This window comes from Streptomyces sp. NPDC002994 (genome assembly GCF_040611155.1).
In the GTDB taxonomy this organism is placed as follows: Bacteria; Actinomycetota; Actinomycetes; order Streptomycetales; family Streptomycetaceae; genus Streptomyces.
Map to the genome: position 1 here is coordinate 1 of NZ_JBEXNQ010000017.1, position 12,891 is coordinate 12,891.

At 70.3% G+C, this 12,891-nt stretch carries 10 protein-coding genes and 1 pseudogene; 3 read left to right on the forward strand and 8 right to left on the reverse strand.

The features are described from left to right. The 6 genes and pseudogenes from cyc2 to ABZX79_RS22735 form a co-directional block, all read right to left on the reverse strand. A pseudogene (gene cyc2 / locus ABZX79_RS22710) lies at nt 1-1,038 on the reverse strand (germacradienol/geosmin synthase Cyc2); the annotation flags it as partial. A 170-nt stretch (nt 1,039-1,208) separates the two neighbouring features. Further along, nucleotides 1,209-3,131 carry an N-acetylmuramoyl-L-alanine amidase gene (locus ABZX79_RS22715; protein ID WP_355260534.1) on the reverse strand — a complete coding sequence of 641 codons (1,923 nt, stop codon included), beginning with the start codon at nt 3,129-3,131 and terminating at the stop codon, nt 1,209-1,211. Nucleotides 3,132-3,393: 262 nt separating this feature from the next. Next, complete coding sequence (locus ABZX79_RS22720) at nt 3,394-3,669, reverse strand: hypothetical protein (RefSeq protein ID WP_355260537.1); 276 nt, start codon at nt 3,667-3,669, stop codon at nt 3,394-3,396. Between the two features lie 70 nt (nt 3,670-3,739). Next, nucleotides 3,740-4,771, reverse strand: a complete 1,032-nt coding sequence (locus tag ABZX79_RS22725) for a PHP domain-containing protein (protein ID WP_355260540.1) — start codon at nt 4,769-4,771, stop codon at nt 3,740-3,742. A 160-nt stretch (nt 4,772-4,931) separates the two neighbouring features. Continuing rightward, nucleotides 4,932-5,945, reverse strand: a complete 1,014-nt coding sequence (locus ABZX79_RS22730; protein ID WP_355260543.1) for a glutathione S-transferase C-terminal domain-containing protein — start codon at nt 5,943-5,945, stop codon at nt 4,932-4,934. Between the two features lie 291 nt (nt 5,946-6,236). Then, nucleotides 6,237-7,388: an aminoglycoside phosphotransferase family protein gene (locus tag ABZX79_RS22735; protein WP_355260545.1), complete on the reverse strand. Its 1,152-nt coding sequence runs from the start codon at nt 7,386-7,388 to the stop codon at nt 6,237-6,239. Nucleotides 7,389-7,618: 230 nt separating this feature from the next. Here ABZX79_RS22735 and ABZX79_RS22740 point away from each other — a divergent pair, with 230 nt between their 5' ends. Next, nucleotides 7,619-9,106 (forward strand): hypothetical protein, encoded by a 1,488-nt coding sequence (locus ABZX79_RS22740; protein ID WP_355260548.1) that lies wholly within the window; start codon nt 7,619-7,621, stop codon nt 9,104-9,106. A gap of 65 nt (nt 9,107-9,171) precedes the next feature. Here the strand turns inward: ABZX79_RS22740 and ABZX79_RS22745 are convergent, their stop codons facing one another. Then, nucleotides 9,172-10,608 (reverse strand): SpoIIE family protein phosphatase, encoded by a 1,437-nt coding sequence (locus tag ABZX79_RS22745; protein ID WP_355260551.1) that lies wholly within the window; start codon nt 10,606-10,608, stop codon nt 9,172-9,174. Between the two features lie 209 nt (nt 10,609-10,817). On the opposite strand from ABZX79_RS22745, the gene ABZX79_RS22750 reads away from it, so the two are divergent. After that, a complete protein-coding gene (locus tag ABZX79_RS22750; RefSeq protein ID WP_355260554.1) occupies nt 10,818-11,315 on the forward strand; it encodes a peptidylprolyl isomerase in 498 nt (165 codons plus the stop codon). Nucleotides 11,316-11,473: 158 nt separating this feature from the next. Further along, complete coding sequence (locus ABZX79_RS22755) at nt 11,474-11,674, forward strand: hypothetical protein (protein ID WP_215133207.1); 201 nt, start codon at nt 11,474-11,476, stop codon at nt 11,672-11,674. Between the two features lie 30 nt (nt 11,675-11,704). Here ABZX79_RS22755 and ABZX79_RS22760 read toward each other — a convergent pair whose 3' ends face one another. Beyond that, the gene (locus ABZX79_RS22760; RefSeq protein ID WP_355260557.1) at nt 11,705-12,796 is read right to left on the reverse strand and encodes a glutamate--cysteine ligase; all 1,092 of its coding nucleotides are present in this window, start codon (nt 12,794-12,796) and stop codon (nt 11,705-11,707) included. Nucleotides 12,797-12,891: the final 95 nt, after the last annotated feature.

Here is a 12,891-nt window from a genome sequence, read left to right on the forward strand (position 1 = left end):
CGAACTTGCAGTGCACTCCGCTCCACGGCTCGCCCTCGTCAATTGAGGACACGTCGTAGTACAGGCAGTTGGAATACTTCGGGGATGCCCGCCCGACTGCCAGTCCTGCAGCCCCTTCGCGTACGCCAGTACGGCGGCGGTCTCGGCGGGGCTCAGGCCCTTCTCGGCGCAGAGCGGCCCGACTTCGGTGAGCGCGGTGTTCTCGAACTGCTGGAGCCGCGACGTCAGCAGATCGTTGACGGCCTCGGCCGCCTCCTGCGTCGTACAGCCCAGAAAATGCTCAAGCACCAGCACACCATTGCTGTTCTCGCGCTCGTCCTCGACCTCGCGCTGGTACGAGAAGAGGTCGTTGCGCAGGTGTACGGCGTCCGAGAAGGCGTCGCGCAGCACGCCGAGTGCCCGCGAGTGGGCCACCGGGGCGGGGACCTCGGCGTTTGACGCGAACTCGACGATCCCCGCCGACCAGGGAGCGCCGCCGACCTTCCGGCGCATCTCGATGTACTCGACGGGGTTGGCGATCCGCCCCTCGTCCATGTTGGAGAGTTCCCACAGGGATTCGTTGAGCAGATTCCTGGTCGACTCGGCGAACCGTTCCCGCCACGCGCCCGTCATGCTGGGCACGGTCCGCGCCCACAGGTCCGCGAGCCCCGCCTCGACCGGATTCTCCGGCTCCGGCGTACCGTCCGCCAGATCCATCGGCATGAAGGCCGGCAGCCGGTCGAGGTAGCGCTTCCCGCCCTCTCGGTCCAGGGTCCGCTTGAAGGTCTCCAGGAAGTGGTCGTCGAAGAAGAAGACCCACACGTACCAGTCGGTGACCAGCGCCAGCACTTCGGACGAGCAGTCGGGATGGGTGTACGCACAGAGCAGCGCGTAGTCATGGGCTTCCAGGTCGCGCTCCTCCCAGATGCCGGAGCCCTCCAGCATCTCCATCCGGCGTGCCCACTCCCTCGTGTGCCGACGGGCCTCGTCGACATGGGGATTGAGCCGCGCCGGATACGGAACGTAGAAGTCCGGCAGGGTGAAGGGCTGCTGTGCCATGTACGTCCGGCCTTTCCAGGACGTCCGCGAGCCCACCGTGGGCGCGGACCGGTCAATTCCGCCCAGCCCTACCCATCGCCCCTGTCCCCCACTCGCCACGCCAATTAGTCACACAAAGGGGCGCCACCGCCCCTCGTGGCCGATGGCGCCCCTGTTCCTTCCGCGACCCGCTACGAGGCGAGTACGCGCACGTCAGATGCCTTCACATAGGCCACCCGGTGCCCGAACTGGATCTCGTAGTACGCCTCCCTGCCGCGTATCACCCGATGCCCCGCGGTTTCGAACGTCGGAGCGAAGAAGTACTCGCCCGGTGCGCGGTCGCCCACCACATAGCGCTGGCCCGCGAGCAGCTTGTACGGCAGTGGCGACACCGCCTGCACCGGTACGGACGTCCCCGCGTACGCCGCCGCCTCCGGGTAGGCCCGCCCGTACACGGGCACGTCGGCGGCCCCGTCCTTCGGCGTCAGCAGCAGACCGCGGGAATTCACGGCGGTCGGCTGCGTGCCCGGATTGTGGAACCACGCCCGCTGCCCCAGATACCAGATCGCGGTCCAGTCACCCCTGCGCTCGGCGACGGCGTACTGCTGACCGGTCGACGCGCGGGCGCCGGTGTCATTGACGCCGGTCGTCGAGTCCTGGCCGCCGGGCCGCAGGCCGATGTCCTTCACCAGCGGAGCGTCGGCGGCGGGCGCGGTGTGCAGCCGGACGGCGCCCGAGCCGTGCGGGGCACACGGCTGGCCGGCCTTCACACAACCGGTGTAGAGGGGCTGGTGCCTGGCGTACTGAGGCCGGATGGTCACCACACCGCTGTTCGGACCCGCCGACGGTGTGAAGGGCCGGCCGAGCAGCTTGAAGTAGTGCGCCCAGTCCCAGTACGGACCGGGGTCGGTGTGCATCCCGCGGATGTTCGCGGTGGTCGTTCCCGGGACGTTGTCGTGGCCCAGGATGTGCTGCCGGTCGAGCGGGATGCCGTACCGCTTCGCCAGGTACTTCACCAGCCGCGCCGACGTGCGGTACATCGCCTCGGTGTACCAGGCGTCCGGCGAGGTCAGAAAACCCTCGTGCTCCAGGCCCACGGACTTGGCGTTGACGTACCAGTTGCCCGCGTGCCAGGCCACGTCCTTGAGCGGCACGTGCTGCGCGATGTGCCCGTCCGACGAACGCAGCGAGTACTGCCAGGACACGTACTGCGGGTTCTGGACCAGCCCCAGCGTCGTGTCCCAGGTGGCCTCGGTGTCGTGGACGACGATGTAGTCGATGCCCTGGCTCCTGGGCCGGTCGCTCTTGTCGTGGTTGCCGTAGTCGCCGTCCCCGAACTCCTCGTACGGCGCGGGAATCCACTCGCACGCCACCGTCTTCGGACACTCGCTGAGCCCGGTGTCGGCGGTCCGCAGTCCAAGAACCGCGACCTGTGTACGGTCGGGTACGAGCCCCGGGTCGCCGACCAGCGCGACCTGCTGACCGCTGTCGGTCGTACGCCGCTCGCCCGCTCCGATCACGTCGTACACATCATTGGCGTACGTCGTCGCGGTCGCCGTGTCGTCGGCCCCCGAGAAGCGGGCGACCGCCCCGTACCAGTCGGCCGGATCCGCGCTGAGCGGCTGCCCGAGCTGCTTCTGCGCGGCGGCCAGCAGCGCCGCCCCGCCCCGGATGTTAGCGGCGGGGCTCTGCCGCAGCTCCGCGTCCGGCAGCCCGGTGAGGGCGGCGGCCCGCTCCAAGGTCTTGAGCCGGGCGGGGAGTTCGGACGCCTCCGGCAGCTCGACCTCACCACCCGTGCGCACCGCGCGCGCGTCGTCACCGCGCGGGTCCTCCCCGGAGTCCGTGTGGTGCGGCGCTTCTTCGCGTGCGGCTCGGAGCGCGGCCCCGGCGTCGGTGAGGTGCATCGGGCCGTAGCCGCCGGTCACACTCGGCGCGCCGGCGTGCGCGTCCCAGCGGGACTGTAAGTACGACACGCCGAGCAACACGCTCTGCGGCACCCCGTACTGCGCGGCGGCAGCGGCGAAGTCCCGCTGCAACGCGCCGGACGCGGGCTGCTCCGCGGTGGCGGAAGGGCCGGCCGACAGGAGCGGCAGAACGAGCGCGGCGGACGCCACGAAGCCCCCCGCCCGCCAGGCACGTCTACGTGCGACGCGCGTGGACCGTGACGTGACGGATCCTTGCAATGCGGCCTCCAGGGACGAGTGGTACGCGAAGGGCCTGCGGGCTGGGACTCGACTACAGGGGTATCGGGTCCCGGACGATCCGTCAATGAGCCTGGGCAGCAGCCGATTTCGCACGTCAGCCTGGTGCGGCGGAGTTTCGCAGCGACGGCGTACGGGCCTGCGGCGCGTCAGTGGTGTGAACCAATAACCGCGTTCAGGCCCCCGCGTCGCGGCCGGCGCGCACCGACTTCAGAGCGAGCAGCAGCACGCCGATGTCGTCGAGGTACATCGGATCGGGCAGGAGATCCGTCGGCAGGACGAGGTAGGCGACAGCGGCCCAGAAGACCCAGGGGCGATCTTCCACAACTCCCGCCGCTCGCAGACCACGGCGGGCCCGGACCAGCCGTACGAGCACGAATACCGCCACGGCGAGCGTCGCCACCACCAGGAACACGGCGACGGCGAGCAGGATCCAGGCTTCGGTACTCATCAGACCTCCGGGCGGCTCGCGTAGGGCACACTCTCTCGCACGCTCACCGTCTGCCCGCGCGCGGGGCGGTTCAGGCACCGGACGACGGCACGTCGCGCGTACGGGCCCATGTCAGCAGGTCGTCCATGGCCCACGTGTTCACCACACGCTCGGGAGGCACCCCGCACTCCTCGGCCCTGGCGCACCCGTAGATCTGCCAGTCGAGCTGTCCGGGCGCGTGCGCGTCGGTGTCGACGGAGAACAGCACACCCGCGTCGACCGCTTGGCGCAGCAGCCGCCGGGGCGGATCCAGCCGCTCGGGCCGGCTGTTGATCTCCACCGCCGTCCCGGACGCGGCGCAGGCGGCGAAGACCTCGTCCGCGTCGAACTGCGACTCGGGCCGCCCGCGGCCGGTGAGCAGCCGGCCGGTGCAGTGACCGAGGATGTCCGCGTGCGGGTTGCTGACGGCGGCGACCATACGGCGGGTCATGGCGGCGGCGTCCATCCGCAGTTTGGAGTGCACGGACACGACCACGATGTCGAGCTGGTCCAGCAGCTCCGGTTCCTGGTCGAGCGAGCCGTCGAGGAGGATGTCGCACTCGATGCCGGTGAGCAGCCGGAACGGCGCCCAGCGCTCATTGAGCCCGGCCACTACTTCCAGCTGCTCGCGCAGCCGCGCGGGAGACAGCCCGCTTGCGACCGTCAGGGTGGGGGAGTGGTCGGTGAGGACCGCCCACTCGTGCCCCAGCGCCGCTGCGGTACGTCCCATCTCCTCGATGGGGCTTCCGCCGTCCGACCAGTCGGAGTGCAGATGGCAGTCGCCGCGCAGCAGCGCGCGCAGGTGCTCGCCGCCCTCGGTCCGCGGCCCCGCGCTCTCCTCCTCCAGCCGCTTCAGGTAGGCGGGCATCCCGCCGGCCAGCGCCTCGCGCACCACCTGCCCGGTCTTGGGCCCGAGGCCTTTGAGGGTTTCGAGCGATCCCGCGGCCGCTCGGCTTTCCGCCTCCCCCTCGGGGAGGGCGGCGACGGTGGCGGCGGCGGTGCGGAACGCGCGTACGCGGTAGGTGGGTGCCTGGGACCGTTCCAGCAGGAACGCTATCCGTTCCAGAGCCTCGACGGGATCCATCGGCACCTCTCGTACATACCCGGGCAGCAGGGGTGTCCAGCTTCACCCGGCGCTCACCGGCGCGCACGTCCGGGTACGGCGGACGGGCTGGATTCGGCCGCACTGTCCAGCCCCTCCGGCGTTTGAGGAGCGGCGTTTGAGGAGCGGAGTCCCAGTGCGGCTACGGCCGCCCCACCCCCGGCACCCGCTCGGCCACCCGCACCGGCCCCGGCGGCGTACCGTCCCCGAACGGCCGACCGCCCAGCGCCTCCCGGTGGTGCGGGCTCAGCCATCCCGGGAGCTTCGGCCCCAGCGGCACGATCCCGGTCGGATTGATGCCCGTGTGCACCCGGTAGTAGTGCTGCTTGATGTGGTCGAAGTCGACCGTGTCCCCGAACCCGGGCGTCTGGAAAAGATCCCGCGCGTACGCCCACAGCACAGGCTCCTCGGCCAGCTTCCACTGATTGCACTTGAAGTGGCCGTGGTAGACCGCGTCGAAGCGCACCAGCGTCGTGAAGAGCCGGATGTCCGCCTCCGTGATGCTGTCCCCGACGAGATACCGGCGGTCCGCGAGCCGCCGCGACACCAGTTCGAGCCGCCGGAACACGTCCCGGCAGGCATGCTCGTACTCCTCCTGCTTCGTCGCGAAGCCCGCCCGGTACACCCCGTTGTTGACGTCCCGGTAGACGCCTTCCATGACCTCGTCGATCTCCCCGCGCAGCGGCTCCGGATAGAGATCGGGCGCATCGGGCCGGTGCAGCGCCTTCCACTCGGTCGCGAAATCAAGAGTGATCCGCTGGTAGTCGTTGGTGACCAGCTTCCCGCTGGGTACGTCCACGATCGCCGGCACGCTGACCCCACCCGGATAGTCCGTCTCCCGGGCGTCGTAGGCCTCACTCAGGTACCGGATGCCGAGTACGGGGTCGCGGTCCCCGGGGTCGAGAGTGAACCGCCAGCTGCGGTCGTCCTGGATCGGATCGGCGACGGCCATCGAGATGGCGTCCTCCAGGCCCAGCAGCCGCCGTGAGATCACCGCGCGGCTCGCCCAGGGACAGGCGCGGCTCACCACGAGCCGGTAGCGGCCGGCCTCGACGGGCCAGCCGTCCCTGCCGTCGGCGGTGACGCGGTCCGCGAAGTGGCTCTTCGACCGCGTGAAGGTCCTCTTCCCGTACGCGGCGTTGCCGTCCGTGCTCATCGTGACTTTCCTTCCCGGTCGGGCAGTGCGAGCCTTCCCCCCTCAGGCCCGATACCCGCGCTCCGGCACCGCAGACGGGTGACACGCCGCCATTGTGCCGCCGGCCGCCCCACCACCGCGTCACGCCGCCCCCGCGCTCAGGACGCCGCCCGTGCCGGCGCCCGGTCCACCTCGGCCGGGACGCTGTCGAATTCCAGAGCCCCTGAGCCTCTGGTGAAGCGCCGCACACACAAATCCACTGGCCCACCCGGCTGAGATCACCGGGTGGGCCAGTACGGTCCCCCTCTGCGTTCAGCGAGTGCCGACCGCCGCGCGCACGGCCCGCCGGGCCATCGCACAGTCGTCGTGCAGCCGCCGCAGCAACAACCGCTGCTCCTCGCCGGTCGGAATCGCACCCGCCGGCGCCTGCCCCGCCGCTCCGCTCACCGGAGCGGCCTCGCGCATGGTGCGCTGGACAGCGGTCTCGTACGTACGGATCTCCCGCGTCAGTACGAGCATCAGATTCACCAGGAACGCGTCCCGCGCCGCGGTGCCCGGCGCTTGCGCCAGCTGGCTGATCTGCCGCCGCGCCACGGGAGCATCGCCCAGCACCGCCCACAGCGTCGCCAGGTCGTACCCCGGCAGGTACCAGCCCGCGTGCTCCCAGTCGACCAGGACGGGCCCGGCCGGCGACAGCAGGATGTTGGAGAGCAGCGCGTCACCGTGACAGAACTGCCCCATGCTCTGCCGCCCGCCGGCCGCGTGCGCGACCCCGTGCAGCAGCTTCTGCAGATCACCCAGATCCCGGTCCGTGAGCAGACCCAGTGCGTGGTACCGGGAGATCCGCGACGCGTAGTCGAGCGGCGCGTCGAACGTTCCGGGTGGCGGCCGCCACGAGTTGACCCGCGTGATCGCACCGAGGACCGCTCGCAGATCGGCACGCGGCGGAGCCTCGGCCGGATGCCGCGTGAGAGCCGCGACCCGGCCCGGCATCCGCTCGATCACCAGAGTGCAGTTGTCCGGATCCGCGGCGATCAGCCGTGGCGCGCGCACCGGTGGACGGTGCCGGACGAACGCGCGGTAGGCAGCTATTTCGTGCCGGAACCGCTCCGCCCACGCGGGGGAGTGGTCCAGTAAGCACTTCGCGACCGCGGTCGTGCGGCCTGTGGTGCCGACGAGCAGTACGGATCGTCCGCTGCGGCGCAGTACCTGAACCGGATTGAACTCCGGGCAGATCCGGTGCACCGAGGCGATCGCCATCCTCAGCTGCGCGCCCTGAGGGCCGGACAAGTCGAGTCTCCCGCTGAGCGGTTGAGTGCCCAGCCCCGCCGCCGCGCGCCGGGCCCGGCCCGCGCCGAGTGACGCTCCGCCGGCGTGGTTGGGGTCGAGATACGGTCCGCTGCCCGTCGCCACTGGACGGTACGGCCGAGGCGGGGCGGACACGGAGGACGATGCTGTGTACATGGGACAGATCCCTTCGCGCGCCGACGAGTTACGTGCGCCACCCGCCCCGGCAACCGGGCAACACCCTGGGGAGTACCGGCCGGTCGCCGGAACGGGGTGGCGCTTTCTTACCTGACACCCGCCTGCGGGTGGCACACCATGTGGCGGACCCTGGCGAAGCCTGGCGAATATCCCCGACGCATCTGACACGGGGCTACTGTCGAAATCAGCCGAGAACCTGGGGGCTTGACGTGACCGGAGAACCCAACACCCGCCTGGCAGACCTGTTCGGCCTCGCCGGCTGGTCCAAGGGCGAACTCGCGAGACTGGTGAACCGGCAGGCGGCGGCCATGGGCCATCCGCAGCTGGCGACCGACACCTCGCGCGTACGACGCTGGATCGACATGGGGGAAGCCCCACGCGATCCCGTGCCCAAAGTGCTGGCAGCTCTGTTCACCGAGCGACTCGGCCGTGTCGTGACCATCGAGGACCTCGGGTTCGACCGGCACGGGCGCACGGGAAAACGGCGAGACGTCAGGAACGCAGAGAATCCCGACGGTCTTCCGTGGGCGCCCGAACGGACGGCAGCGGTCCTCACCGAATTCACGGGAATGGACCTCATGCTCAACCGACGCGGCTTGGTGGGCGCGGGCGCCGCGCTCGCCACAGGCTCCGTACTCAGCAGCGCCATGCACGACTGGATGCACACCGACCCCGCTCTGACGGCCGACGCTCCACGCCTCGACGATCCCCTGCACGCCGACCCCGCTGGGTACGACCGCTATGAGGCCGCCCCCATCGGGTCGCAGGAGATCGAAGAGCTCGAGCGTTCCGTCGAAGTGTTCCGCGCCTGGGACGCCGCCCGTGGCGGCGGGCTCCAGCGCAAGGCGGTAGTGGGCCAGCTCAACGAAGTGGGCGGCATGCTCGCCTACCATCACCCCGACCACCTCCAGCGGCGGCTGTGGGGAGTCGCCGCCAACCTGGCGGTTCTCGCCGGCTGGATGTCGCACGACGTCGGCCTCGAACCCACCGCCCAGAAGTACTTCGTCATCGCCGCCCACGCGGCCCGTGAGGGCGGCGACCGCCCCCGCGCGGGCGAGGCCCTCTCCCGGGCGGCCCGCCAGATGGTGCACCTCGGAAAGCCCGACGACGCCCTCGACCTGATGAAGCTCGCCAAGTCCGGATCCGGCGACCAGATGCTGCCGCGCACCCGCGCCATGCTGCACACCATCGAAGCCTGGGCTCAGGCAGCCCTGGGCCGCGGCCAGGCCATGCGGCGCACGCTGGGGGAGGCGGAGGAACTGTTCGTATCGGACAAGGGCGATGTCCCGCCGCCGAGCTGGATGCAGATGTTCGACGAGGCGGACATGCACGGGATGCAGGCCCTCGCCTTCCGTACGCTCGCCGAGCACGATCCCTCGGCGGCGATCACGGCACAGCGGCACGCCAAGCAGGCGCTCGATCTGCGGGCGGGCGGCAGGCAGCGGTCGAAGATCTTCGACTACCTCTCGCTGGCCTCCGCGTGCTTCATCGCGGACGACCCGGAACAGGCCGACCGGTACGCACGCCTCGCGCTGGTGTCGATGGGGGAGACCTCCTCGCACCGCACGTGGGACCGGCTGCGCCAGATGTACCGGCTCACCGGTGAGTACGCGGGCTACCCGAAGATCGAGGACCTCCGCGAGGAGATCCAGCTGGCACTGCCGGTGAAGAAGACGAACAGGAGCACCAGCATCTAGACCGGCAGCCCCGTACGACAACTACGGCCAACACCGCCAACTACGCCCAACTACTACCACCACGCCTATGCGGCGATCCGGGCGATCAGCAGGCACGCGTCGTGTCGACGCTCCGCCTCGCCGAACTCCTCCACGGTCAGCCGCACGCACTCCTGCGCGCTGCGGGCCTCGGCGAAGCGCGGCGCGAGGTCCAGCAGCCTGGAGGGGCCCGCATCGTCGGTGGCGCTGCGGCGCGAGATCCCGTCGGTGTGCAGGACCAGCAGGTCGCCGGGGCGAAGCTGCACTTCGGCCTGCTCGTACACGGCACCGGACGTCGCCCCGAGCAGCACGCCCTGGGGCGGCGTCAGCGAGCGCCCCGTCCCGTCGCGGAACAGCAGCGGGGCGGGGTGACCCGCCTGCGCCCAGGTGAGAAGCCGGCCGACCGGGTCGTAACGGCAGCACATCGCGCTGCCGAGCGCGGGCTGGGTCGAGGCTTCCAGCAGCTGGTTGAGATGCCCCATGAGCGCTCCGGGTGCGATGCCGGCCACGGCCATCCCGCGCAGCGCGCCGACCAGCATGGCCATGCCGGAGGTGGCGGCGACCCCGTGGCCGGTCAGGTCGCCGACGGTCAGCAGCGTCTGGCCGTCCGGCAGTTCCAGGGCGTCGTACCAGTCCCCGCCGATCATCGCGCTCGACGCGGACGGCAGGTAGTGGGCGGCGAGATCGAGCGCGGCGGGCCCGCCGTGCGGGAGCCGCAGGGCACCGCGCCGCGGCGGCAGCACGGATTCCTGCAGTTCGACGGCGATCCGGTGCTCGGTCCGCGCGATGTGCTGTTGCTGCTGGAGCGAGTCACGGGTCTCGCGTACGACACGCTGGCTGCGGCGCAGCTCGCTGACGTCGCGCAGTACCGCCCACATCGAGGCGGTGCAGCCGTCGGAGTCGAGCACCGGCTCGCCCATCATGTGAAGGGTCCGTACGACGCCGTCGGTGCGCACGATGCGGAACTCGCCGTCGATCGGCTTCCCGTCGACCAGGCAGTCCGTGACCATCGAGGCAAGGAAGCCCTGGTCCTCGGCGAACAGCATGGACGGCAGCTCGTCCAGGGTCAGCGGCCCGCTCTCGGGCGGACGGCCGAAGATCTCGTACAGCTCGTCGGACCAGTTCGCCTCGTCGGTCAGCAGGTTCCACTCGGCGCTGCCGACCCGGCTGAGTAACGACGTGCCGCTCGCGGGGGCCGGGGGCGGGCCGGCGGGGGCCTGCTCGGGTTCGGCGGGCAACCCGGCCTTGAGCTGCCCCAAGTGGGCGCCCAGATCGTCGAGTTGATGGACCGCCAGGTCGCAGAGAGCTCGCTGCCAGCGCCCGTGCGGGTCCTCGTCGTCCACCGCGACCGCGTCCCGGCGCACCGCGGCCACATCGACACGCAGCCGACGGGTCTGCGAAATCAGTGCGTCGACGACCTCGCCGCCGGAGCCCCGCTCGGGAGGCTGTGGCGCAGGACGGTCCGCGAACAGATGGGACGGCATGTCGTACTCCGATACAGGCGCGGCCAGGCCAGGTCTGATGGATGGACCAGATACGACTGTGGCACAGCCGGGAAAGGCCCGTAAGGGATTTGGCAACACTCGATACGGTGGTGCTTCTGGCATATGTCAGAAGCCTCGCTGGGGTGGCCGGAAACGCTCCACGGGATGCCGGATGCACGAGATGTCGTCCGGGATGTCAGGATAGAACCATGACGATCAAGGCTTACTTCGACATCACCATCAACGACAAGCCCGAGGGGCGCATCACCTTCAACCTGTACGACGACGTGGTTCCCAAGACGGTGGAGAACTTCCGCGCGCTGGCCACGGGCGAGAAGGGCTTCGGCTACGCCGGCTCCTCCTTCCACCGCATCATTCCGGCCTTCATGCTCCAGGGCGGCGACTTCACCAGGGGCGACGGCACGGGCGGCAAGAGCATCTACGGCGAGAAGTTCGCGGACGAGAACTTCAAGCTCACGCACAACAAGCCGGGCCTGCTGTCGATGGCCAACGCCGGCAAGAACACCAACGGCTCCCAGTTCTTCGTCACCACCGTGGTGACGCCGTGGCTGGACGGCAAGCACGTCGTGTTCGGCGAGGTGGCCGACCAGGCCAGCATGGACCTCGTCAAGAAGATCGAGAGCTTCGGCACGTCCAGCGGCACGCCGAAGGCCAAGGTCACCATCTCCGAGTCCGGCGTCCTCTGATCGCCTCCTGCTCCCTGAGCCTGTGACCCTGAGCGCGCCGGCCGACGCCACTCGTCGGCCGGCGCTCTCACATTCGGCCCCGTTCGGATGCATTGCCTCCGTTTTGCGTGGGAACGCGCAGTGGGAAGGTACGCCTCGATCAGAGAGCAGGGATCGGAATGTCGAATCCGCAGCAGCCTGAACAGCGGCGCAGCGACAAGGGCGGCGCCACCTCGCAGGACAGCGCCGAACTCAAGGCGTCGCAGGCCGACCAGGCGGGGAAGCGCGGCAGCAAGCAGGCCCACGGGACCGACAAGGGAAACAAGGGTGGCGGAGAGGGCGGCGGGACGCCGCCGGACCAGCGCGCCGACCACCCGTGACCGGGCTGACCATCCGCTCCGTGCCCGGGGCTAGCCCTGGGTCCTGCGTACGCACTCGGTGACCACATCCCGCAGGCCACCGTTGCGGTGCAGCAGATCGCGCTGGACCAGCGCGCCGTTCCCGCCTTTCAGAAGCGCCGCGAGACGTTCCTGAGCGGGACCGACGTCACCGCTGTCCTCCAGCGCGTCCCGGACATGACCGAACAGCGCCCGCACCACCGCTTCGGCCGGTGCGGGACGCATCGTGACCGGATGGATCAGCTCCGCCTCCAGTCCCGACCGCCCGGCTCGCCACGCGGCCAGCCGCAGCAGCACCAGGGCATGCCGTGCGGGCGGCTCGCCGGCCCGCCATTGGCGGGCCGCCGTCTCGACCAGGCCGCGGACCAGCGTGGCCAGGAGCACGGTCGTGGAGGGATCCAGACAGACGTCGGCGACCCGTACCTCGACGGTGGGGTAGTGGCGCGAGAGCCGGGCGTCGAAGTACACCATTCCCTCGTCCCGCAGCGCCCCCGTGGCCAGCATGGCACTGACCTGCTCGTGGTACCGGTCGGCGCTGCCGAAGATCTCCACCGGGCCTGACGACGGCCACCGGCCCCAGACCCGGCTGCGATAACTGCTGTACCCGGTGTCCTTGCCCTGCCAGAAGGGGGAGTTCGCGCTCATCGCGAGCAGCACGGACAGCCACGGCCGGATCCGGTCCAGGACGGCGACACCCTCGTCGTCGGAGTCCACCGACACATGGACATGGCACCCGCACGTCAGCTGCTCCTGGGTGGTCAGTCCGAACTGCTCCTCCAGCCACCGGTAGCGCTCGCCGTTTCCGACGGCCGGACTGACCGGCAGCGGAGACGTCGCCAGCGCGGCAACGGCCGCGCCCAGGTCGTGCGCGTGGCGCGCGGCCTCGGCCCGCCAGCGGACGATCTCCTCCGCGAGATCTCCCATCGCGGTTTTCGGCCGGGTGGCGAGCTCCAGCATCTGCCGTTGCAGCTCCGCCTCGAAGACCGGGGGCTCACCGCCGCCCTCCCGGGACACGGCTGCCAGTACCGCTGTCGACAGCGCCCGCGGCTCGCCGGTCCGCGCATCCACCAGGAGGAGCTCCTCCTCCACTCCGACACTACGCACGACGACTGCCTCTCCGCGTTGCGGTTTCTTACCCTCTGCCCCGCGCCAGGGTCTTAATGCCGCGAACGCAGAGGCCCGCGAGAGGTACCGCCCGA